We start from the raw sequence: 21,573 nt of genomic DNA, 5'->3' as shown, positions 1-21,573 counted from the left end.
ATGACTAAAAATATTATTTTATGCTTGAAACCGGTTAGCAAAGCCTTATTTAAAATGCCTAATCAAGTAGAACAAGACCCCTTTCAGATGAATCCATATGATAGCATGGCTTTAAAAAATCTGGTTTCTATAAAACAAACCAATGCTGATATCAAAATTATCTGTATATGCATGGGAAGTAAGAGCGCTGAATGTGTTTTACGAAGGGCACTTGCTCTAGGAGCAGACGATGCTTATCTAATCAGCGATCGATTGTTTGCTGGTTCTGATACAGTAGCTACCGCTTATATTTTGGGACAGGCAATTAAACAGTTTGACAATGTCATTGCTGTCATATGCGGCGTTAAATCTATTGATGGTGAAACGGGACAGGTTCCACAAGGATTAGGTGAAAGATTGGGTATCAGAAGAATTATTCGGGCTGATAACATTATTGAGTTAACAGATTCTAAAATCACCTACCGAAAGAGTGATACTGATAAAACTTATACCATGCAAACTCACCTGCCCGTTATCGTCAGATACAATAATTTTATACTAAAAGCGGATGATATTAGTCTTATAGCGATAAAAAGGGCTAAGAAAAAGAGCATTCATTATCTAAACGTTGACGATTTAGATGCTGATATCAGTAGATGTGGCTTAAAAGGTTCTAGAACAAAAGTCAGAAAGACAAGCAAGCGTTTTGATAAGCAGAAGGATAAGGTTGTATTAGAGGGAACTACAACTGAAATTGCTCAAAAGATTAGAGATATTTTGGTACATTGAGAGATTAGGAGGTGTTATTTGATGTCAAAAAATTCTGGTGGAATATTGGTGGTATGTGATTATGGAAATGGCTTTTCCGATCATATGAAACAGATGATTTCTAAAGCACATCAACTTAGCGAGGAGAGCGGTCATCAAGTTTGTGTTTTATTTATAAATAGTACAGATGAGATAGATACTGCTGAATTTGCTAAATATGGTACTGATGTCTTATATTACGGAACTGCCGATAAACTTAAAAATTGGGATTACTGCGATCTTGCCCAAAAAATAATGATAACGGACAGTCCTCAATTAGTGTTGTTTCAGGCAACAGAATTTGGAAAAACGATAGCAGCCACTTTGTCTTCAAGATTGGAGATAGGTCTAACAGCAGACTGTATTGATGCCGTATATGATGATAAAAAAGGCTATATTTTTTCAAGGGCAGCAATGAGTGATTCTGTTGTTGCACAAATTATCGGAATTAATTGCGATATAAATATGGGAACGATCAAGGAAGGTGTCTTTAAAATAAATGAAGTCACTCCTGTTCAAGATATGACTATCCAGCCTGTTGTTCCAAATGATAAACATTGGGATGTTGAAGAAGAGTGTTTAGAGAGTAGCTATCTTCCATCTAACAATGAGGAAGTTAACATTAATCATTTTTCAACTGTATTTTGCGTAGGAAGAGGAGCATCTTCACCGGAATGTTTAAGCGGAATCAATAAATTAGCGGAAAAATATAACGCCGGTGTCATAGCAACAAGACCCGTTGTTGAAGAAGGGTTAATTGACAGCAGCAGACAAGTAGGGCAGTCTGGGAAAAGTATTTCTCCCCGGCTATATGTGTCTTTTGGTGTTTCGGGAGCAAGTCAGCATCTGGTTGGAATGAGAAATTCTGATATCATAATCGCCGTTAATAATGATCCGGCTGCCCCTATTTTTGATTATGCCAATTATGCAGTTGTTGCTGATGCCTATGACATCATACAGGAACTTAATAATCTTTTACCAGGAACTGCCCTTCTATAATGGTATTGCTGCTTGTTTAGAATAATGAAAGGATCGTAAAATTGGATAAAGAACAGTTAATTAATTACATGAAAATGACTTTAGCAGAGATTATCGGCTGTGATGCTGATGATATTGATGAAAACACCAGTTTTTTTAAATTAGGCATCACTTCGGTACAAGCTCTGAAAGTCATAAATAAGATGAGAAAAAAGTTAAACGTTGAAATTAATCCAGCGGCAATCTTTCAATATAAATGCATATCAGATTTAGCTGCCTACTTTTTAACTTTGATTTAGTTTGTTATATATTATTAGAACTAATCTCGTTTAACATTTCACGTCTTCTATGTTATGGAATTACCGGATTATTGTAGTAGATAGACTTCGTTAAAAAATACAAGATATTGATACGGTTTATTCTTAATGAGCTTTTTGTTGAATTTTAAAATGAAGAGAGGTTTTTATGAAAGTAAACTATGCTATGTTGTTTCCAGGACAAGGAGCACAAACGATTCATATGTGCCAGCGCATATATCAAGAAAAAGAAAGTGCTCGACAACTCTTTAATCGCTCTTCGGAGATTCTGGGGTATGATATTTGGGAAATAATTAATAGCGGTCATTTGCGTACTTTAACTCAAACTCCTATAGCACAGCCGGCAGTATTTATCACAAGTTACCTGATGTTTTTAGATTTTATGGAAAAATGCGGTATTTTCCCAAAAGCAGTAGTAGGACATAGTTTAGGAGAAATTTCGGCTTTAGTCTGCGCAGGGGGGATTGAATTTGAAGCAGCCCTGATATTTATCAAACAAAGGGCTGAATTAATGGATAAAGTGGCAGGTGAAAAAGTTGGATTTTCAGGTCTTATCACTGATTTAAAAGAAGAAGATGTTGCTAAATTGCTTAATGAGTTAAATCAGCTAGGCTATGTGTCTATTTCAGGATATAATTCTCCCAAACAATTTATCGTAGCAGGAGTTTCTGCAATTGAAAAAAATCTAGATAAGGAGGTAGCAAAATTAGGCGGCGAATACATCCCTTTTAGGATGATTCCCATGAAAGTAAGCGCACCCTATCATACTAAATTAATGAAAAATTATGACAGCTGCATAAAAGACTATGTTTCACAACTGCAGTTTAAAGATTTGAAAATACCGGTATTATCAACCGTAAACGGAGATTTTATCAAAAGCTCCTCTGAGATTCCTGAGCTGTTAATCCAACAAATGTCTTCTCCAGTCTTGTGGAATAAGACTATGAAAATGGTGATGAATTATGGCTATGATTTTTTAGTGGACATCGGTCCAAGCTCTATCATGAAAAATTTAGTATTGGAAAGTGACAGCAGCTGCGAGGTTTACGCATTTGACGAAGAAGAAACAAAAATTGTAGATCTGCTGAAATCACCCACACGTTAAAGGCTCATTGTCAACTAGTGGAGTTAGAGAAAACCGTGAAGATCTCTTCGCCTGTTAACCTTATCTAGGATTTACCAGACGTTATAGAGCCACTTTAAAAGATTAAAAGGAATAAAAAGACTTCTAAGGAGATTAAAGTGCTATGTCCCCCAAAGCATTAATTCTGTGTTTAAATGTAGGGCAAATTAACAATGAGCGATATGACTTTCTTAAGAGAGCTATCACCAAAGAAAGGAGGTATAAGGCTGCTAGATATTTTCGTCTAGAGGATAAAATCAGATGTGTAATAGCAGAAGTGCTTCTTAAATATACTGTCTATTTATACACAGGAAAAGTAATAGATATTGCTTATAGTTACAATAAATATGGCAAGCCATTTTTAAAAAATTGCCACAATTTAAATTTTAATATTTCCCATTCAGGGGAATGGGTAGTAGTAGCTGTCGGAAAGTCACAAATTGGAATAGACGTTGAAGATAAAAAGGAAAATTGGGATTTAGTGGGTGAAAAAGTCTTTTCTGAATATGAAAAACACTGGAGTCAAAATAGTCCTAAAAAAAAGGCTATTTTATGGACTATAAAAGAGGCTTATGTAAAATATCTAGGTATAGGCCTTAGCAAAGGTATGGACTCTTTTTCAATAGATTTAAAAAAGAAAATCATTACGGAAGTCCAAGAACCATACCAAACCCAATTTGATTCCTTTGTTGTGGATGACGATTATGTTTGTTCAGAATGCGGCTATGCTAAAGGGTCTTATTATAATAGAAAAGTTTGCCAGACTGAAATAGATGCTTTTATCACATTAATTCTAGATGGCTTCTATTAAATAGAAAAAAGTTTTATTTAAAATTAGAAACTGCTCCTGTCAAGCAGACAATAAAATAATAGACTTGTTCTCTAACATATTTCTGTTTTGAACTATTTCCCATCAAGCGGGGGAAACTTTTTGTTTTTGCATAAAGCAACGTTTTGTCTGGTTGAATTAAAGAGGTCACTCATTTATTTAAGAAATTTGCTGGCAAGTTTATAGACTTGGTTGGCTTCTTTGGTTTCTAGAATCCAACTTGCTAACTCCTCTTTGATTAAGTCAGGCAAGTTCTTACTAATGTCTCTTTATGAGGGAAAGTTCAGTTTCTAAACCTTTAATATAGTTTTGTAATAGAATCGCCTCTTTATCAAGCTCAGATTTCTTTTACTAACTATCTGTGATTATATCACAATGAAAGGCCTTTGATAGCATTGCAATATTAATTTGAATTCTTTTTGTCCAGTTCTTTTTTGTAAAAGTCAATTTTTTCCAGCAGTTTTTCTCTATTATCCAGCAGAGAATGGATATTGTCATCTAAAATCTGCAGGTGCTCCTCCAGCAGTTCCAATCTTGCTTGATAGGTGCTGTCTCCTTGCTGGCGCAAGTCAGAATACTGCTTAATTTCTTTAATAGGCATGCCAACAGCTTTTAAACGCAGAATAAACAGCAGCCAGCGATAATCTGCCTCTGAGTAATGTCTTCGTTTGTTCTCATCTCTCTGCGGTTTGAGCAGACCTTCATTTTCATAATAGACTTGTTCGGAAACCAAAAGTGGTATACTAAAACCATGACAACCGTATATGAAAAAGCTCTAAAGCTCAACTCAGAAAATTTTAAATTATTAATTGGCGTCAAAAAGTCCACCTTCCAGTTGATGCTGGAACACCTCAACGCAGCCTATCGCGCCCAGCATCAGAAAGGCGGACGAACACGCCGTCTAAGTATGGAAGACCAGCTCATTATGACCTTGCGCTATTTACGCTATTATCCGACTCAGCGACTGCTTGCCTTTGATTTTGAGGTCGGTGTCGCTACGGTTAATGCGACCATAACATGGGTAGAGGACACCCTCCGTGCTTCTGGCAGTTTTAACCTGGATCATTTGGAAGCCCCAAGTGCCTCTGTCGCTATTGATGTGATGGAGAGTCCGATTCAACGTCCCCAAAAAACCAAGGCAAACATTATTCTGGTAAAAAGAAACGACACACCTTAAAAACACAAGTGCTCCTTAATTTAAGGACCCATTGTGCTTGCCAGTTGGCTTTTGCGGATGGGCATACGCATGACTTTACCCTTTTCAAAGAAAGTATTGGCTATAGTTTGCCAGAAACAATCCTTGCTTTTGTTGATTTAGGTTACTTAGGCATCTTAAATTTTCATGAGAACACCTTTATTCCTGCCAAGAACTCCAAGTATCATCGTTTAACAGAAGCAGAGCAGCAACTGAATAAAGAGATAGCTGGGATAAGGATTGCCATAGAGCATTTCAATGCCAAGTTCAAGACATTTCAAATCATGGCTCAGCCCTATCGCAATCGGAGAAAACGATTTGAACTAAGAGCTGAGTTGATTTGCGGCATTATCAATTACGAGATGAACTAGTTTCCGAACAAGTCTATTATAAAAAAGAAGGGCGAAAGCCCTTTTTTTTAGCCTTAAAATAAGCTATAATATTGCTGTGATAGTTGGCCTCAGGCCCTGACATTGGCCTTCTCATGAAGAAAAAGATATTAAGGAGCAATCATGAAAAGAAAAATTTATAGCCTCATGGCGGCCTCACTCTTGCTTGTCAGCCTAGCTGCTTGTTCCAAGGCAAGTCAGCCTAGCTCAAGTTCCAAGTCTGACTCAACTAGCCAAACCAAAAAGAAGGAATTTTCACATGAGGTCAAGAGTGTCTCTGGCAAGAAGACCATGCAGTACACCACTCAGGATAACGGGGTAACGGCTACAGTTAAGCAAACCATTGATTACGACGGGGATAACTATAAGTCCATTAAACTCAATATTGACGAGCCCATGTCTGATGATTTTAAGAAGGCAGCTGAAGGCCACGATTTTAATGAAGTCAAGCAGGTCGTCATGGAGGAATGGGAAAAGGATAGCTTTATCCAAGATTTGAAGAATACCCCTGGGGTAACCGTCAACCTTGATCTGTCACAAGACTACCATCTCAAGGTGGATGTCAATTTTGATATGACTAAGGCAGATGTGAACAAGCTTTCACAAAAGAGTGGTCTGGGCATTAGTTTTACGGCAGTCAAAAATAATACCCCCCTCGAGTATATTTTAAAGCTAGCCCAATCAGGTGCAAAAAAGGTCGATAATTAACACATTCTGGAGTTGGAAAAGATCTCTCCCTTTCAAATCTGAAAGAGACTTAAGAAAGTTGCCCCAAAGTAGAACTTTAGGGTGACTTTTCATTGAAAAGATAGGGGAAATAGGATATAATAGCACAAATTGCTCATAATAGAAAGAGGGTGCAAGTATGGGATTTACAGATGAAACAGTCCGTTTCAATCTAGATGATGGAAGTAAACAAGAAATTAGTGAAACCTTGACGGCCGTTTACCGTTCCTTAAACGATAAGGGGTATAATCCAATCAATCAGATTGTTGGTTATGTTTTAAGTGGGGACCCTGCTTATGTCCCTCGCTATAATGATGCCCGCAATAAAATCCGCAAGTACGAACGCGATGAAATTGTTGAGGAACTGGTTCGCTTTTACCTCAAAGGAAACGGGATTGACGTTCAATGAGGCTGATGGGACTAGATATCGGGTCGAAAACTGTTGGGGTGGCTATCAGTGATCCACTTGGTTTTACGGCTCAGGGCTTAGAGATTATTCCCATCAATGAAGCCAAGGAAGATTTTGGTTTCCAGCGCCTGGGGGAATTGGTCAAGCAGTACAAGGTCGAGAAGTTTGTTGTTGGTCTACCAAAGAATATGAATAACACCAGCGGTCCTCGTGTTGAAGCCAGTCAGGCTTACGGGGAAAAGATTGCTGAATTATTTGATATTCCGGTAGACTATCAAGATGAACGCTTGACAACTGTTCAAGCTGAGCGGATGTTGGTTGAGCAGGCTGACGTCAGTCGGGGCAAGCGTAAAAAGGTCATTGATAAGCTAGCAGCCCAACTGATTCTACAAAATTATTTAGAACGTATGTTTTAGAGGAGAGAAGAGACATGGCACACGAACACAATCATGATCATGAGGTTATTACCCTGGTTGATGAACAAGGCAACGAGACCTTGTTTGAAATCCTTTTGACCATTGATGGTCGCGAAGAATTTGGTAAAAATTATGTGCTCTTGGTACCATCTGGTGCGCAAGAGGATGATAATGGCGAGATTGAAATTCAAGCCTATTCCTTCACAGAAAATGAAGATGGTACGGAAGGCGACCTGCAACCAATCCCTGAAGACTCAGATGCTGAGTGGGATATGATTGAGGAAGTCTTCAACAGCTTCCTGGATGAAGAATAAAAGCAACTATTTCCAAACTAGGGTAGACCTTGAGTCTATCCTAGTTTTTTTATACTCTTCAAAAATCAAAACTATCCATCGTTAACTCACTTTGCCGTACTCAAGTACTGCCTGCAGTTCGTTGCCTTGGCTATTTTTGATTTTTATTGAGTATTAGTCTCATCGTGAGAGTAACTAGGCTTATTTATACTCACACTCAATGATACTCAAGAAAAATCAAAATCTGTTACTTTCTGACCTAGCAAGTTCGATTTTGACCAAGTAGACTTCTCGATTTACTAGATGTCTGTACTCCAGCCTATCTTATTTTTCGAAGGGCCTTACGAATAAATAGGTGGAGGACTAGCTATGCAGGAAAAAGATTCGACACTGATGGAGCAGAAATTTTTAGCTCTTTATCGCAAGCAGAGACTACACCGGTTTAGAGACCTTTTGACCTATGTTGCCATCCTTAGAAAATTGACTAAAGGGTAAATTCTGATATACTAGAAGGGATTATTTAGACAAGAGCAAGTGTTGGAGTGAACTTCTCAATAGCTTTCTAATCAAGGAGAAAACGATAGTGGCAAACAAACAAGAAGAGCAGACAACTTATAGCCGTCGACAGGCTGATTCAGTCAGGCAAGGCGACGATCAGACGAGCAAGTCCAGAGGAAAGACTTCCTACAGTATCGCGGTTGACAGCAGTCATCGCTTCTACATTTTTTTATTTAGTCTGGTCATGGCTTTGACCTCGGTGGTCAATCCCTTGCTGACTGATTTTGCCAATCCAACTCAGATGCTTCACCTTTACACAGGGCAAATGCTGAGCCAGGGACACTTGCCCTATCAGGACATTTTTGCGACGGGCGGCTTCCTTTACTATGCCTTGATTGCCCTAGCTTATTTTTTAGGTTCCAGTATCTGGTTAATGCTGGTGGAGTTCCTTGCTTTTTACATGTCGGGAATTTATTTCTATAAAATTATTAGCTTCTTGACCAAGAAGACTGAAATGGGGATGACCTACACGGCTATCTTCTTTCTTCTCAACCTGGCTCTAGGATTTGGTGGTCTCTACCCCATTCAATGGGCCTATCCCTTCATGCTCAATGCCCTCTGGTTCTTGACCAAGTATTTTGCAGGCCACATTAATGATGAGGCCTTCATTATCTATGGCTTCTTCGGAACCTTGGCAGCCCTGATTGACCCACGTAGCTTAATTTTCTGGGTCCTGTCTTTTATTATTATTGGCATCTATAATTTTCTCCAACGCCACTTTGCGCGTGGCTTCTACCAGCTCCTCTGCATGATCTTCGGAGCCATTCTAGTTTACTATACGGTCGGTTTCTTTGTCCTAAATATGGGGAATTTATCCGAATATGTCTCCCAGGCCCTCTTTTATAATTTTAAGGTCTTTGCTCTAGGGAGTGATTCTCTTCTTATTACCCTGCCCTACCAACTCTTGGTCTTGGCTGCTTCTGGCCTCCTCCTAGGTTTTCTGGGATTCTTTGGCCACCTTGGTCGTATTCTAGAATTTAAAACGGTTAAGTGGCTCTCCTTCTTTGCCTTTATTATCAGTCTTATCCTAGGAATTTTTGTGCAGACCTACTATGTTTTCACCCTGCTCTTGGCCTTGCCCTTTGGCTTGATTTTGACCTCCCTAGTCATTAACGATCGACTGGATGATGGGACAGAAGGCGAGACTAAAGAAGTCGCTGGAGCGCATCGGCGCAAACGCACGACTCATGAGTCCCAGGGAGGTTACTGGGCCAGTTTCGCTCGGAGACATTTCCAACTTCCCCTCTTGGTGATGGTGCTTGGGATTGCTACGCCAATTGTTCTGGGTATCTTATCGGTTAATGTTAACCGTGAGCGAAGAAATGTGTCTGACTATCTAAAAGCTAACACTAGTAATCAATCGATTATTTATGTCTGGGATAAGTCCTCAAAGATTTACCTTGATACTGGTCTTAAGTCGGCCTCTCAATTTCCAAATCCTGTCGTCAACACCAGCACTCAGGACAATAGTCAAAAACGCGATGATGACATCTTACAAGGAAATGCTAGGTATATCGTTTTGAATAAGTCGGAAAAACTTCCTAAGGAGGTTAGCCGGGTTGTAAGGTCTAATTATAAGAAAATTTCTTTAGACAATGCTGAGCACTTCCTCATCTATCAGAAGAAGTAATTTCATCTATAAAATCAATATATTGTGGTTGTTAAAAAATCCACCACAACATATTGATTTTTTTTTGCCTTGTGTTATAATGGTCTCCGAGGTGGAAAGAATGATTACACTAGAAAAAGAATTTATCGTAACTGATCCTGAAATTACTGTTATTAAGCGTGATGGTCGTCACGTTTCTTTTGATAGCGACAAGATTTATCAAGCTTTGATTAAGGCCAGCCAAAATGTCTCCCACATGTCTCCTTTGATGGAGGTCAAGCTCAAGGGGATTTGTGACCGAATCGTAGCTGAAATTGCCAACCGCTTTATGGCAGATATCAAGATTTACGAAATTCAGAGCATTGTTGAACATGAATTGCTCAATGCCAATGAGTATGCCATTGCCCAAGAATACATCAACTACCGTACGCAAAGGGATTTTGCTCGTTCGCAAGCGACAGACATCAACTTTACCATTGATAAGTTGATTAACAAGGACCAAACCGTTGTCAATGAAAATGCCAATAAGGACAGCGATGTCTTTAATACGCAAAGGGACCTGACAGCTGGTATCGTTGGCAAGTCCATCGGTCTGAAAATGTTGCCGCCTCATGTCGCTAATGCTCATCAAAAGGGGGATATCCACTTCCACGATTTGGATTACAGCCCTTACACGCCAATGACCAACTGTTGCTTGATTGACTTCAAGGGTATGTTGGCCAATGGCTTTAAGATTGGTAATGCTGAGGTTGAAAGTCCCAAGTCTATTCAGACAGCGACTGCCCAGATTTCTCAAATTATTGCCAATGTAGCTTCCAGCCAATATGGTGGCTGTACAGCTGACCGGATTGATGAATTCTTGGCTCCTTATGCGGAGCTCAATTACCAAAAGCATCTCAAAGATGCCAAGGAATGGGTAGCTGAGGACAAGCAAGAGGATTATGCTCGGTCTAAGACCAAGAAGGACATCTACGATGCCATGCAAAGTCTAGAATACGAGATCAATACCCTCTTTACCTCAAACGGTCAAACCCCATTTACTTCCCTAGGTTTTGGATTAGGAACTTCCTGGTTTGAACGGGAAATTCAAAGGGCCATCTTGCAAATTCGCATCAAGGGTCTGGGTAGCGAACATCGGACAGCTATTTTCCCTAAGTTGATTTTCACCCTCAAGCGGGGACTTAACCTAGAACTAGGGGCACCTAACTACGATATTAAGCAGCTGGCTTTGGAATGTGCCACCAAACGCATGTATCCAGATGTTCTCTCCTATGATAAAATCATTGATTTGACAGGTTCTTTCAAGGCTCCTATGGGTTGTCGCTCTTTCCTTCAAGGTTGGAAGGATGAAAATGGCCAAGAAATCAATTCTGGCCGGATGAACCTGGGAGTCGTTACCGTGAACCTGCCAAGAATCGCCTTGGAATCCCAAGGAAATATGGATAAGTTTTGGGATATTTTTGCAGAACGGATGCAAATTGCCAAGGATGCCCTGGTTTATCGGGTCGGTCGTGTTAAAGAAGCCAGTCCAGCTAACGCCCCAATCCTCTACCAATACGGAGCATTTGGCAAACGCCTGAGCAAGACTGGTAATGTTGACGACCTCTTTAAGAATCGTCGGGCGACAGTCTCCTTGGGTTATATCGGTCTCTACGAAGTCGCAACCGTCTTTTACGGTGGTGAATGGGAGCATAATCCCCAAGCCAAGGAATTTACTAAGGACATTATTCGAGAAATGAAGAAATTGGTTGAGGCTTGGTCGGATGAATACGATTACCACTTCTCAATTTATTCAACCCCATCTGAAAGTTTGACCGATCGCTTCTGTCGTTTGGATACAGAAAAATTTGGTCAAGTCAAGGATGTCACCGATAAGGAATACTACACCAATTCCTTCCACTATGATGTCCGCAAGAATCCAACCCCATTTGAAAAGTTGGATTTTGAAAAGGATTATCCTGAATTAGGGGCCTCAGGTGGCTTTATCCACTATTGTGAGTATCCAGTCTTGCAACAAAATCCTAAGGCTCTGGAAGCCGTTTGGGATTATGCCTATGACCGTGTTGGTTACCTGGGTACCAATACCCCAATTGATAAGTGTTATGAGTGTGGTTTTGAAGGCGACTTCACCCCAACGGAACGTGGTTTCATGTGTCCAAATTGTGGCAACACTGACCCTAAGACTGTGGATGTCGTTAAACGGACCTGTGGTTACCTAGGAAACCCACAAGCCCGTCCTATGGTCAACGGTCGCCATAAGGAAATTTCCGCTCGTGTTAAACATATGAATGGCTCAACTATCAAGAGCCCTGGACGACACGAGGACTAAAGATAAAAAATACCCGTGGTGCTAGTTCACAATAAAATAGCTCAGATTATAGGTTAGTATAATTTGTTCTAGCATTAGCTGAATCCCAGCTAGACCTCTGGCTCATGTATGCTCGATTCCAAACAAACTACAGAGCTCGGAAAAGCGTGTCTCAATGGTTCTACGCATGGCTAGTAACTTCCAGTTGTTGTGTTCAGTTGAACCCTGCATATTTTGTCGCCAAGGTGTCCATAAGTGATAGCCCCTCTTGTTTAGTTCCTCTTTAAGGGACTGACTAAGGTAACCTAAATCTCCTAGAATAAACGGTTGCCTACAGTTTTCAAGTAATTCATCAACAGCTCTGATATCATGAACAGAGGCTGGCGTGACAACATAGTTCAAAATATAGCCCGATAAAGTCACTAACATGTGAACTTTAAAGCCATAAAACCACATCTGCTTGGAAGCATTGTAGCCAATATCCGCTAACCCATTGAGGATTTTGACCCTATGATTGCGAACGGGTTGACAAAGAGGCAAGGGAAAGCTATCAATAATGACAATGGAATCTGCTGGTATTTGTTGGTTCAGGCCTTGTCGAATCAACTGAATGAGCCAAATCAGATTTTGGGATCGACGATTGAAGCGACTTCTTTTGAGTCTCTTTTCCAAGCAAAATAGATGACACATCTGGTAAAAGTAATGTTGTGACTTAATTCCCAGTTCTGCTTGTAGGACAAGTAAGGTTAAGAGGGACTCATCGGAGACATGAGCTAATTTGACATTATGTCGGTGCTTAATAGCTTCTGGACAATAGTTTTGATAGAACCTTGGACAATGGCTTCACCTTATATTGTAAGTGATGACAATTAGCGGTATACTGTAAGTGGCTCATTTGGACAACCTCCTGTTTGATTTTTGCACTTACAGTATAGTCCAATTGGGCTTTTTTCGTAACTTTTTAACTAGCACCACGGGTAAAATATAGATAAAGGAGCAAGGATGGCAGAAGATAAGAAGTTTTCCAGCGATACTGTTCTTTTCAAATTAGACGAGGAGGGCAAAACCCTCAAGGATGACCTAATGACGGTTTCTCGCTCGCTAAATGAGATTGGCTATGATGCTGTCAACCAGATTGTTGGTTACATTCTCAGCGGCGATCCGGCTTATATCCCTCGTCATAATAATGCCCGAAATAATATTCGCCGGCATCATCCTGATGAAATTGTAGATGAATTAGTGCGATATTACTTAAAGGAAAAAGCACTAATTTCACGCTAAGAAAATGTAAGGAAGCTCGCTGTGGGAAAGTATCAGTTAGACTATAAGGGTCAAGCTCAGGTGGAGCGCTATCACGAAAAACACTCTAAAGGTGGTCAGGCCAACCGTAAGGAACGCCTGCAAGCCCTCTTGAAGCAGACCCAAAAAGGAAAAAAATAGACAAAGTATAGAGTGGGACAGAAATCAGTATTTCGTCAAATTGATTTCGTTGTCCCACCTCCGCACAGTTGATTTTGGTTTTCTCCAAGGGTCTCCCAGACCCTTGGACCTATCCCTGCCTAGCAAGGGATAAGGACTTCCAATCAACCACTGCGTCAAGCGTTTAATACTGCGTAAATAAACGAAGCTGAGACATTTGTCCCAGCCTCTTTACTATTCAAGGCGAAGGATAACATATGGAATTGAGACGACCTCAGCTGGCTGATAAGACAGCCGTGCTAGACCTGATGGCAGAGTTCCAAGCAGAAGAATCTCCACACGCAGGAGGTTTTTGGGACAGTCAGAACTTTGATTATCAGGCCTGGCTAGAGAGGAATAAGGAAACTGAGCTAGGCTTAAGTCTGCCAGACAAGTAGGTTCCAGCCATCCAATTTGTGGCTTTTTCTGACGAGGGGCAGGCTCTGGGCTTTCTAAGTCTTCGCCTGCGTCTCAATGAGGCCCTGCTTAGGGTCGGTGGTCATATTGGCTATTCGGTTCGGCCCAGTCAGAGAGGCAAGGGCTATGCTAAAGAGATGTTGACAGAAGCTTTACAAGTCTGTTAAGCTAAGAATATCAAACGGGCTCTTGTAACCTGCCACAGCGACAACCCAGCCAGTCGAGCCGTCATTCTAGCTAATGGGGGCCTTTTAGGAAATATACTTGATGGCGTGGAACGCTATTGGATAGAGGTAGGGAGAGATAAAGATGAATAATCCAAAACCACAGGAATGGAAGGCTGAGGAGCTCAGTCAAGGACGTATTATTGATTATAAGGCCTTTAATTTTGTTGACGGCGAAGGGGTTAGAAATTCCCTCTATGTCAGTGGGTGTATGTTTCATTGTGAAGGTTGCTATAATGTGGCTACTTGGTCTTTTAGGGCAGGCATCCCCTACACCAAGGAACTAGAGGAGCAAATTATGGCAGATTTGGCCCAACCCTATGTGCAGGGTCTAACTCTGCTGGGAGGAGAGCCCTTCCTCAATACGGGAATTTTATTACCCTTAGTTAAACGGATTCGTAAGGAATTGCCAGAAAAAGATATTTGGTCATGGACGGGCTACACATGGGAAGAGCTCATGCTGGAAACGCCAGACAAGTTGGAATTGCTGAATCTAGTTGATATCCTAGTTGATGGTCGCTTTGATATTACCAAGAAAAATTTGATGCTTCAGTTTAGAGGGTCTTCCAATCAACGCATTATTGATGTCAAAAAGTCCCTGGCTCAAGACCGAGTAGTCATCTGGGATAAACTAAATGATGGACAGACCAGGTTCGAGCAGGTCAGCCGGGATGATTTGATTTAATTCAAGGCATCAATACTTCATTGAGGGACAAGAAGGTTAAGGGGCTAAAAAATAAAAGCATAAAACTCTCAAAAGTTTTATGCTTTTTCAATTTGGCTTAATAGGCTCCTGTTTAGGTGGACTTAACAAAGACTAGACGGTGGTCGCTTGACAATAGGGGACGATAAGTGAATCCTAAAAACTCTAGGGCCTTCAAGTCTTCGATTGAATCAATCTTTTGTTTAATTACCCGATTCAGTAATTGTCCCCGGCCTTTCTTAGAAATCGTAGAATGGGTCTTGAGCTGGCTATCCTTTTCTTCTTGAAAGAGAACTCTGACGAGTGACTTGGTTAGCTTGGGTGAGAAAACCGATTCGAACTCGCTAGACAGAAGGGAAATGACAGGCTCACTTTGGAGAATGGTCTCAAGAAAAGCGTTATAACAGGGGCGCCAGAAATTTTTTAGTGACTGGCCGTCAACCTTGACTTTACAATTAAAGTCAAGACGATGCTGGGCAATGTCGGCTTGAGCATTGATAATACCGTAGAAAGCCGTAGTGATATAAATATGTTTGCTTATAAATTCATTGTCAAGCTCTGTCAAGCCCCTGTCAATTTGGCGATACATAAGACCATTAAAAAGCCTTAATGCTGGGTAACTGAGAGCCTGATTGTCTTGTAAAGCTAGAAACCTTCTGGCCTCTTTCTCTGCAGCCTCTGGTTTAAGCAGTAACATCTGGCTAAGTTCATTTAGGCTGGCCTGGGCTAGAATTTCAAGGATGGCTTGACTAGGACGGGATAGTTCACGGGGAACCCCTTGTCCTTGGGCTCGCATTTCCTTAGCAGGGGGAATTAAGAATTTCATAGAAAGACCTCAAAATATGGTTTGTGACAACCTTGGCCAAGCCATTCACAAGTTATACTCTTCAAAAATCAAAACTATCCATCGTTAGCTCACTTTGCCGTACCCAAGTACTGCCTGCAGTTCGTTGCCTTGGCTATTTTTGATTTTATTGAGTATTAGGAGATGGCTAGGTAAATCATGCCAAGTGAGAAGACCAGATAGGCAATGAGTGCAGTGATTTTCAGACTGACTGGTATGCCAGAACGGTAACGTTTCATAGGAAGGAAAAGGGCTACTAGGCCTCCACCGATGAGCCCCCAAAAATGACCGACGATACTGATACTAGGATGACCTGACAGCAGATCCATGAGATTAAAAGCCAGATTAAGAAGGATTAAGATCAAAAATTGTCTACCCACCTGCTTGAGAACAGAGTTGTTGCCAATGTAGCCGACAATGACGACGGCAGCAAAGAGCCCAAAAAGGGAGGTTGAGGCGCCAGCTGAGACAACAGTAGGTGTGAAAAACAGGGTAGCAGCATTGCCCATTAGCCCTGCGAGAAGATAGAGGATAAGAAATTTTCCTGGGCCCCAGAGGTCTTCGGCGATACGGCCAACAAAATAGAGGGTGACTCCGTTAAAAATAAGGTGCTCCCAACCGATGTGAACGAAGATAGGGGAAATCAGTCGCCAAATTTGTCCATGGTCATACTGGACAGCTCTGCCAAACATTCCTCCAAAATTATAGATGGCCAGACTGCTGGTAGCCTCACCAAAGTAAACCAACTGTAAAGCTAGAAATACTAGAAGCGTGAGGGTCAACAAGCTATAGGTGGCAGGGTATTTTTTAAAATCCTTGAGCATAGGTAAAAACCTTTCTTACGGGAATATCATGAGGGTCAGAGCGGAAATCAACCTCCTGGCAAGGGTAAATGGTACTCATCGTGCTTCCTTGGAAATCGTCCAGGTAGCGGTCATAAAAACCAGCTCCAAAACCGATACGGTAACCTTGGCTATTAAAGGCAAGGCCAGGGACATGAATGAGGTCAATCTTATCTTTGGCAAAGGCCTGGTCACTTTTAGGTTCTAAAAGGCCAAATTTACTCATTTCTAACTCATTTGGCTTGTATTCCGTAAAAATCATACGACCTTTTGGGTAGGTTTTGGGTACTAATACGACTTTTCCGTCTTTCTGGGCCCGCTCAATGAGAGTTTGGGTATCGTATTCAAAGTCAAAAGCCAGATAAGTTGCTAGGGTTTTTGCCTTTTGGTAGTTTGGACTAGCTAGAAGCTGCTCTAGTAAAGCTCTGTCAAGTTTAGCTTTACGCTCCTTATCCTGGGCCTTTAACTGTCTTAAAACACTTTGGCGAATTTCTTTTTTCAACATGGTTCTATCTTACCATTTTTCCTGTGAATTGACAGTCACGACCAAAGAAAAAGCCTGCCCAAAAGGAGCAGACTGGGATTAATTGACACGATGGTCTAAAAACTTGCTGATGGCCTCAACTGCAAAGGGCAGGGCCTCTTCCTTGGGGCTCATCTTTGGACTGTGCAGGGGATAGTCAGAGTCGACTCCCAGCCAGAACATGACACCAGGAATCTGGTGAAGCAGGTATCCAAAATCTTCCCCAGTCATAGCTGGCAGAATGTCAATCAAATGAGCATCCGTCTCTTGGTCAAAGAAGGCCATCAAGTCTTTGGCCATCTCAGGGTCGTTTTCAACAGGTAGGTAGCCTCCCTGAATCAGCTCAATTTCAACTTCTAGGTCAAAGGATTGGGCAACCCCGTGGGCAATTTCTTGCAGGCGTTTTTGGGTTAGGAGGTTCATTTCCTGGGTTAAGGTGCGGATGGTTCCATGCAATTTAGCTTCTTCCGCAATGACATTATTGGTCGTTCCCGCATGTAGAGAACCGAAGGTCACAACAGCCCCCTCAATGGGATCTACATTGCGGCTAACAATGGTTTGCACCTGGGTCACAAAGTAAGCGGCAGCAACCAAGGCATCATTAGCCTTGTGAGGGAAGGCCGCATGGCCTCCGGTCCCCTTGAAGGTTATCAGGGTTTCGCAGGTCCCTGCAAATAGCGTATGGGTATTGGTCGCAATATCGCCCACCTTGAGATCAGGTCGAACGTGAAGGCCGTAGAATTCATCAGGTTTCCAATCTCCAAAGGCGTCCTCCTCATACATGAGCTTACCACCAGCCAGATTTTCTTCAGCCGGTTGAAAGAGAAAGAGGAGGTTGTTTTTGGGTTGTTTTTGCACCATGCTATCTAGAAGCCCAAGGGCAGTGGTCATATGGATGTCGTGCCCACAGGCATGCATGCGACCTTGGTGCTGACTGGTGAAGGGCAGATTAGTGTCTTCTTCAACTGGAAGGCCATCAATGTCGGTACGCCAGCCCACCGTTTTTTGAGGATCACTACCTTGGAGGAAGACTAAAATTCCAGTCCGCCAGTTTCTTTGTTTAACAAAGGGCTTGCCTTGAGTAATTTGTGCAATTCTATCAAGTAGGTAGACTTGTGTTTCGTACTCTTCCAAGCCAATTTCAGGAATCTGGTGGAGATCCCGACGGATTTTAATTAGGTCTAACATAAAAACTCCTTCTTTTTCTGTTAAGTCAGCCAAGCACTCTGGCTCGCTGGGACCAACTCATGGGCTAGACATAAGAAAAGAGAGCAACTAACTCTCTATCCTCAATCTTAGAGATTGCGCAGGGCATCTTCCAAGGCCGTTTTTTGTTGGGTCTTGGCATCAATTGTCTTGATTACACGGGCTGGAACGCCAGCGACCACAACGTTTTCTGGAACATCTTGGGTGACAATGGCACCAGCCGCAACGACAGAGCCATTTCCCACTTGAACCCCTTCAATAACAACGGCATTGGCTCCAACTAAGACATTATCCCCAATGCGCACTGGTTCGGCAGAAGCAGGCTCGATGACACCGGCTAAGACGGCCCCAGCTCCGATATGGCTGTTTTTACCGACAGTAGCACGGCCACCCAGGATAGCGCCCATATCAATCATGGTACCAGCACCAATTTCAGCCCCGATATTGATAACAGCCCCCATCATGACAACGGCATTGTCTTCGATAGTGACTTGGTCACGAATAATAGCTCCAGGTTCAATGCGGGCATTGAGATTTCGCTTGTCCAAAAGAGGAACAGCAGAGTTACGCCCATCTTGTTCAACCACATAGTCCTTGTTTTCAGTCAGGTTAGCCAAGAGGGGTTGAATTTCCTGCCAGTCGCCCAAAAGAACATTACCTAGCTTGGTCACTGATGCTGGGACAGAACCAGACAGTTGCCCCTCAAAGGTCACCTTGACAGGGGTTTTCTTTTGGGCATTTCCGATATAAGCGATAATTTCTTGAGCGGTCATTTTTTGAGCAGTCATGCGAGTCTCCATTCCATTTTGTTTAGCCCCTATTATACCAAAAATTCAGAAAATTTGGTGATGACTTTTTTAGTTACTAGCGACTGGGTTTGTCAGGATTACTTTGCAATTTTTATCTACCTAATGCTCTTCAAAAATCAAAACTATCCATCGTTAACTCACTTTGCCGTACCCAAGTACTGTCTGCAGTTCGTTGCCTTGGCTATTTTTGATTTTTATTGAGTATAACTCAAAGGGCTGGTTGCCCCCCACCTAGCAGGGCACAAGGACAAGATGCAAAGTCTTGGTTATCCACTCGAAATTAAGCCAAGAAAAAATCCCTTGCGGGATTACTGCTTTATCAAATTTTATCGCCAATAAACATAGGTGGGGTTGGGGGTGATATAGACGAGATTATCATTATCGCAATTAAAGAGCAGGATGATATCTTTTTCCTTATAGTAATAGATATAATAGTGGCCACTATTATTAAGGGCGAAGTCAACAGCCTTCCAGGCGAAGGCACGAGCTTCCTCTTGTGTAATATCACTATTTTTAAAAAGACTAATAATCCGTTGGGGCTCTTCCTGCCTCAGAGCATCAATAATATCTGAGCTAGTCTTGAAGGTAAGGTTTGGGTTACCCAAGATTTTCTTGACCTTATCGGCTGTGTAGCCCTTATATTCAGGTGCCGAGGCAGTCAAGCCAGAATTGGAACCTTCGTAATAAATCTCGCTACCGTCTGTCGCATAGATCTTATCTGTCTTGGCAGAATCCGCATCCTTGGGTAAGTCTGTCGGATGGCGACTTTCATTGCCATACTTTTCCTTGGTGCTGGGCTTGCTTCCCTCCCCAGTCGAACTGGCACTAGCCTTGTGAGCAGACTTGCTAGACTGGTTTTGGGGGCTACAGGCTACCAAAAAACTACTGGTTGCCAGGAGGCATATCAGTAAAATTATTCTTCTTCTCATCATAAACCCCTAGTCAATAAAAAGCCTACTCTCATAGGCTTTAACTGTTAAGATTATCCTCCCTGTAGGACTCGAACCTACGACCCATGGATTAAGAGTCCACTGCTCTACCAACTGAGCTAAGGAAGGAGAAAGAGCTGTATTGGTACCGATGATCCACGTTTTGTATTGAACCCGCAAGTTAAAGCAGGTGGGTAACTCGCTCTTGCTTAGTTGCTTCCGTGTGAGACGGCCTGCATACTGCAAGAAGACTTATGTTCCCCAAAATACAAAGATTTAGTCGGTCAACACAGTGATGTGGATTCGTATACCACAGCAGTTTTATGTTCTTATCATACCATTTTTGAAAATTATTTCAAGAGGAAAATTCGATTTTTTATTAAAATCCCCTAATTTTATTCAGAATTTTGCCTCGAAAGCTTGTCAATACGGTCCTTATTGGCCCCTAATGCACGCTCATATCTGCCGGTTTCATTGGCCGAAAAATAATTCTTCCCTAAAAGTTTATCTGGAAGATATTGTTGCTTGACCCACTTTTCCGGATAATGATGGGGATAGAGATAATCTTGGGCATTCCCTAATTCCTTACTGCCCTTATAGTGGTCATCCCGTAAATGGCGAGGAATGGAGAGGTTACCCGATTTCCGTAAATCAGCCAGGGCAGCATCCATAGCCAGATAGGCAGAATTGGATTTAGGGGAAAGGGCCAGGTCAATCACGACATTGGCAATAAGAATCCGTGCTTCTGGAAAACCAATCTTTTGTGCGGCTTCTAGGGCCGTTACGGTATGCACTTGGGCATCGGGGTTAGCCAAGCCAATATCTTCATAGGCAATGACGGTCAGGCGACGGACCAGACTGGGCAGGTCACCAGCTTCAATCAAGCGAGCGGCATAGTGCAGGCTGGCATTGACATCGGAGCCCCGGATGGACTTTTGCAGGGCGGAGAGAACATCGTAGTGGCCGTCCCCATTTTTATCCATAGTAATGTAGGAGCGCTGCAGGCTATTTTCTACAGTATCCAAACTGATATGTCGCAGGCCCTCTTGGTTAGGCTGGGTAGACAGGACGGCTAACTCCAGAGAATTTAGGGCCGAGCGTAGGTCGCCATTGGTGGCTGTGGCAATAAAGTCAAGGGCATCATCGTCGAGCTTGATATCAAAGTCAAAGCCTCGCTCCTTGTCAGAAATAGCCCGTTTTAGGGCAGTCTTAATGTCGTCTGGGGACAGAGGCTCCAGCTCAAAGATTTGCACCCGTGAGCGAATGGCAGGAGTGACAGAGAAAAAGGGATTTTCGGTGGTTGCCCCAATCATAATGATATTACCGTTTTCTAAGAGGGGCAAGAGGAAATCCTGCTTGGTCTTGTCCAGCCGGTGGATTTCATCCAACATAAGGACTAAACCACCAGAAAACTTAGCTTCCTCTGCGATTTCCTGTAAGCGTTTCTTACTGTCGGTCGTGGCATTAAAGGTGCGAAAGGCAAATTTGGTCGTTCCGGCGATGGCTGAGGCGATAGAGGTCTTACCAATGCCAGGTGGCCCATAGAGAATCATGGAAGAGAGCCGATTGGCTTCCACCATGCGACGGATAATTTTACCCTGGCCAACCATGTGCTCTTGGCCGATAATGTCATCAATAGTTTTGGGCCGCATCCGCAGGGCTAGATTGGCTGTCATAGCTTA

The 21,573-nt window shown here is 42.2% G+C and carries 23 protein-coding genes, 1 tRNA gene, 1 other RNA gene and 4 pseudogenes; 17 read left to right on the top strand and 12 right to left on the bottom strand.

From position 1 onward, the window contains the following. From DYE66_RS01315 to DYE66_RS01295, 5 genes are all read left to right on the top strand, one after another. The gene (locus tag DYE66_RS01315; protein WP_002999600.1) at positions 1-768 is read left to right on the top strand and encodes an electron transfer flavoprotein subunit beta/FixA family protein; all 768 of its coding nucleotides are present in this window, start codon (positions 1-3) and stop codon (positions 766-768) included. A gap of 21 nt (positions 769-789) precedes the next feature. Further along, complete coding sequence (locus DYE66_RS01310) at positions 790-1,785, top strand: electron transfer flavoprotein subunit alpha/FixB family protein (protein ID WP_002999493.1); 996 nt, start codon at positions 790-792, stop codon at positions 1,783-1,785. Positions 1,786-1,826: 41 nt separating this feature from the next. Next, positions 1,827-2,063, top strand: a complete 237-nt coding sequence (locus tag DYE66_RS01305; RefSeq protein ID WP_002999553.1) for an acyl carrier protein — start codon at positions 1,827-1,829, stop codon at positions 2,061-2,063. A gap of 166 nt (positions 2,064-2,229) precedes the next feature. Further along, entirely contained in the window at positions 2,230-3,186 is a 957-nt protein-coding gene (locus tag DYE66_RS01300; RefSeq protein ID WP_115324801.1) for an ACP S-malonyltransferase, read from the top strand. A 142-nt stretch (positions 3,187-3,328) separates the two neighbouring features. Then, the gene (locus tag DYE66_RS01295) at positions 3,329-4,015 is read left to right on the top strand and encodes a 4'-phosphopantetheinyl transferase family protein (protein WP_002999636.1); all 687 of its coding nucleotides are present in this window, start codon (positions 3,329-3,331) and stop codon (positions 4,013-4,015) included. A 173-nt stretch (positions 4,016-4,188) separates the two neighbouring features. Here the strand turns inward: DYE66_RS01295 and DYE66_RS10860 are convergent. Both DYE66_RS10860 and DYE66_RS01290 read right to left on the bottom strand, forming a co-directional pair. After that, positions 4,189-4,302 (bottom strand): annotated as a pseudogene (locus tag DYE66_RS10860) (phosphomethylpyrimidine kinase); the annotation flags it as partial. A gap of 134 nt (positions 4,303-4,436) precedes the next feature. Next, the gene (locus tag DYE66_RS01290; RefSeq protein ID WP_044123939.1) at positions 4,437-4,799 is read right to left on the bottom strand and encodes a MerR family transcriptional regulator; all 363 of its coding nucleotides are present in this window, start codon (positions 4,797-4,799) and stop codon (positions 4,437-4,439) included. On the opposite strand from DYE66_RS01290, the pseudogene DYE66_RS01285 reads away from it, so the two are divergent. From DYE66_RS01285 to nrdD, 8 genes and pseudogenes are all read left to right on the top strand, one after another. Continuing rightward, positions 4,785-5,599 (top strand): annotated as a pseudogene (locus DYE66_RS01285) (IS5 family transposase). The gene DYE66_RS01290 and the pseudogene DYE66_RS01285 overlap by 15 nt on opposite strands. Positions 5,600-5,740: 141 nt before the next feature. Next, positions 5,741-6,325: an SP0191 family lipoprotein gene (locus DYE66_RS10930; protein WP_244914177.1), complete on the top strand. Its 585-nt coding sequence runs from the start codon at positions 5,741-5,743 to the stop codon at positions 6,323-6,325. 157 nt (positions 6,326-6,482) lie between these two features. Then, the gene (locus DYE66_RS01270) at positions 6,483-6,752 is read left to right on the top strand and encodes an IreB family regulatory phosphoprotein (RefSeq protein ID WP_002996273.1); all 270 of its coding nucleotides are present in this window, start codon (positions 6,483-6,485) and stop codon (positions 6,750-6,752) included. Next, positions 6,749-7,168, top strand: a complete 420-nt coding sequence (gene ruvX, locus DYE66_RS01265; protein ID WP_002996242.1) for a Holliday junction resolvase RuvX — start codon at positions 6,749-6,751, stop codon at positions 7,166-7,168. Before DYE66_RS01270 ends, ruvX begins: the two co-directional genes overlap by 4 nt. A gap of 14 nt (positions 7,169-7,182) precedes the next feature. After that, entirely contained in the window at positions 7,183-7,482 is a 300-nt protein-coding gene (locus tag DYE66_RS01260) for a DUF1292 domain-containing protein (protein ID WP_002996197.1), read from the top strand. Between the two features lie 348 nt (positions 7,483-7,830). After that, positions 7,831-7,956, top strand: coding sequence for a hypothetical protein (locus tag DYE66_RS11080; RefSeq protein ID WP_002996119.1), 126 nt, complete (start codon positions 7,831-7,833; stop codon positions 7,954-7,956). Positions 7,957-8,044: 88 nt separating this feature from the next. Beyond that, positions 8,045-9,649 (top strand): membrane protein, encoded by a 1,605-nt coding sequence (locus DYE66_RS01255; RefSeq protein WP_002996161.1) that lies wholly within the window; start codon positions 8,045-8,047, stop codon positions 9,647-9,649. 100 nt (positions 9,650-9,749) lie between these two features. Next, the gene (gene nrdD, locus DYE66_RS01250) at positions 9,750-11,957 is read left to right on the top strand and encodes an anaerobic ribonucleoside-triphosphate reductase (protein WP_002996131.1); all 2,208 of its coding nucleotides are present in this window, start codon (positions 9,750-9,752) and stop codon (positions 11,955-11,957) included. A gap of 21 nt (positions 11,958-11,978) precedes the next feature. Here nrdD and DYE66_RS01245 read toward each other — a convergent pair. Beyond that, positions 11,979-12,831, bottom strand: a pseudogene (locus DYE66_RS01245) (IS982 family transposase). 107 nt (positions 12,832-12,938) lie between these two features. Between DYE66_RS01245 and DYE66_RS01240 the strand changes: the two are divergent. From DYE66_RS01240 to nrdG, 4 genes and pseudogenes are all read left to right on the top strand, one after another. Beyond that, positions 12,939-13,217: an IreB family regulatory phosphoprotein gene (locus DYE66_RS01240; RefSeq protein ID WP_002996297.1), complete on the top strand. Its 279-nt coding sequence runs from the start codon at positions 12,939-12,941 to the stop codon at positions 13,215-13,217. A gap of 21 nt (positions 13,218-13,238) precedes the next feature. Further along, positions 13,239-13,376, top strand: coding sequence for a hypothetical protein (locus DYE66_RS10805; protein ID WP_019783800.1), 138 nt, complete (start codon positions 13,239-13,241; stop codon positions 13,374-13,376). A 236-nt stretch (positions 13,377-13,612) separates the two neighbouring features. Then, a pseudogene (locus tag DYE66_RS01235) lies at positions 13,613-14,128 on the top strand (GNAT family N-acetyltransferase). Then, the gene (nrdG, locus tag DYE66_RS01230; RefSeq protein ID WP_002996102.1) at positions 14,121-14,720 is read left to right on the top strand and encodes an anaerobic ribonucleoside-triphosphate reductase activating protein; all 600 of its coding nucleotides are present in this window, start codon (positions 14,121-14,123) and stop codon (positions 14,718-14,720) included. Before DYE66_RS01235 ends, nrdG begins: the two are co-directional and overlap by 8 nt. A gap of 112 nt (positions 14,721-14,832) precedes the next feature. On the opposite strand, the gene yaaA is transcribed toward nrdG, so the two are convergent. The 9 genes from yaaA to DYE66_RS01185 all read right to left on the bottom strand — a co-directional run bounded on the left by yaaA (position 14,833) and on the right by DYE66_RS01185 (position 21,567). Beyond that, positions 14,833-15,564: a peroxide stress protein YaaA gene (gene yaaA, locus DYE66_RS01225; RefSeq protein WP_002996148.1), complete on the bottom strand. Its 732-nt coding sequence runs from the start codon at positions 15,562-15,564 to the stop codon at positions 14,833-14,835. 155 nt (positions 15,565-15,719) lie between these two features. Beyond that, a complete protein-coding gene (locus DYE66_RS01220) occupies positions 15,720-16,406 on the bottom strand; it encodes a rhomboid family intramembrane serine protease (RefSeq protein ID WP_002996085.1) in 687 nt (228 codons plus the stop codon). Further along, a complete protein-coding gene (locus DYE66_RS01215) occupies positions 16,390-16,929 on the bottom strand; it encodes a 5-formyltetrahydrofolate cyclo-ligase (RefSeq protein WP_002996326.1) in 540 nt (179 codons plus the stop codon). The genes DYE66_RS01220 and DYE66_RS01215 overlap by 17 nt, the downstream gene beginning before the upstream one ends. 78 nt (positions 16,930-17,007) lie before the next feature. After that, complete coding sequence (locus DYE66_RS01210; protein ID WP_002996072.1) at positions 17,008-18,135, bottom strand: N-acetyldiaminopimelate deacetylase; 1,128 nt, start codon at positions 18,133-18,135, stop codon at positions 17,008-17,010. Positions 18,136-18,242: 107 nt separating this feature from the next. Continuing rightward, positions 18,243-18,941, bottom strand: a complete 699-nt coding sequence (dapD, locus tag DYE66_RS01205; RefSeq protein ID WP_002996111.1) for a 2,3,4,5-tetrahydropyridine-2,6-dicarboxylate N-acetyltransferase — start codon at positions 18,939-18,941, stop codon at positions 18,243-18,245. A gap of 347 nt (positions 18,942-19,288) precedes the next feature. Next, on the bottom strand, positions 19,289-19,891 hold the full coding sequence (locus DYE66_RS01200) for a DUF4947 domain-containing protein (protein ID WP_044123679.1): 603 nt from the start codon (positions 19,889-19,891) through the stop codon (positions 19,289-19,291). 56 nt (positions 19,892-19,947) lie between these two features. After that, positions 19,948-20,020: transfer RNA gene (locus DYE66_RS01195), tRNA-Lys, on the bottom strand. A gap of 1 nt (position 20,021) precedes the next feature. Further along, positions 20,022-20,213, bottom strand: a non-coding RNA gene (ssrS, locus tag DYE66_RS01190) — 6S RNA. Between the two features lie 73 nt (positions 20,214-20,286). Further along, positions 20,287-21,567, bottom strand: a complete 1,281-nt coding sequence (locus tag DYE66_RS01185) for a replication-associated recombination protein A (RefSeq protein WP_002996323.1) — start codon at positions 21,565-21,567, stop codon at positions 20,287-20,289. Positions 21,568-21,573 lie beyond the last annotated feature (6 nt).

This window comes from Streptococcus downei MFe28, from assembly GCF_900459175.1.
Classification (GTDB): Bacteria; Bacillota; Bacilli; order Lactobacillales; family Streptococcaceae; genus Streptococcus; species Streptococcus downei.
The sequence above is the reverse complement of the archived record's forward strand: the minus strand, read 5'-3'. Positions and strand labels throughout refer to the sequence as shown.

Coding starts and splice junctions, on each gene's coding strand:
- DYE66_RS01315 (WP_002999600.1), top strand. CDS start 1: ATGACTAAAAATATTATTTTATGCTTGAAACCGGTTAGCAAAGCCTTA.
- DYE66_RS01310 (WP_002999493.1), top strand. CDS start 790: ATGTCAAAAAATTCTGGTGGAATATTGGTGGTATGTGATTATGGAAAT.
- DYE66_RS01300 (WP_115324801.1), top strand. CDS start 2,230: ATGAAAGTAAACTATGCTATGTTGTTTCCAGGACAAGGAGCACAAACG.
- DYE66_RS01295 (WP_002999636.1), top strand. CDS start 3,329: ATGTCCCCCAAAGCATTAATTCTGTGTTTAAATGTAGGGCAAATTAAC.
- DYE66_RS10930 (WP_244914177.1), top strand. CDS start 5,741: ATGAAAAGAAAAATTTATAGCCTCATGGCGGCCTCACTCTTGCTTGTC.
- DYE66_RS01270 (WP_002996273.1), top strand. CDS start 6,483: ATGGGATTTACAGATGAAACAGTCCGTTTCAATCTAGATGATGGAAGT.
- ruvX (WP_002996242.1), top strand. CDS start 6,749: ATGAGGCTGATGGGACTAGATATCGGGTCGAAAACTGTTGGGGTGGCT.
- DYE66_RS01260 (WP_002996197.1), top strand. CDS start 7,183: ATGGCACACGAACACAATCATGATCATGAGGTTATTACCCTGGTTGAT.
- DYE66_RS11080 (WP_002996119.1), top strand. CDS start 7,831: ATGCAGGAAAAAGATTCGACACTGATGGAGCAGAAATTTTTAGCTCTT.
- nrdD (WP_002996131.1), top strand. CDS start 9,750: ATGATTACACTAGAAAAAGAATTTATCGTAACTGATCCTGAAATTACT.
- DYE66_RS01240 (WP_002996297.1), top strand. CDS start 12,939: ATGGCAGAAGATAAGAAGTTTTCCAGCGATACTGTTCTTTTCAAATTA.
- nrdG (WP_002996102.1), top strand. CDS start 14,121: ATGAATAATCCAAAACCACAGGAATGGAAGGCTGAGGAGCTCAGTCAA.
- yaaA (WP_002996148.1), bottom strand. CDS start 15,564: ATGAAATTCTTAATTCCCCCTGCTAAGGAAATGCGAGCCCAAGGACAA.
- DYE66_RS01220 (WP_002996085.1), bottom strand. CDS start 16,406: ATGCTCAAGGATTTTAAAAAATACCCTGCCACCTATAGCTTGTTGACC.
- DYE66_RS01215 (WP_002996326.1), bottom strand. CDS start 16,929: ATGTTGAAAAAAGAAATTCGCCAAAGTGTTTTAAGACAGTTAAAGGCC.
- DYE66_RS01210 (WP_002996072.1), bottom strand. CDS start 18,135: ATGTTAGACCTAATTAAAATCCGTCGGGATCTCCACCAGATTCCTGAA.
- dapD (WP_002996111.1), bottom strand. CDS start 18,941: ATGACTGCTCAAAAAATGACCGCTCAAGAAATTATCGCTTATATCGGA.
- DYE66_RS01200 (WP_044123679.1), bottom strand. CDS start 19,891: ATGAGAAGAAGAATAATTTTACTGATATGCCTCCTGGCAACCAGTAGT.
- DYE66_RS01185 (WP_002996323.1), bottom strand. CDS start 21,567: ATGACAGCCAATCTAGCCCTGCGGATGCGGCCCAAAACTATTGATGAC.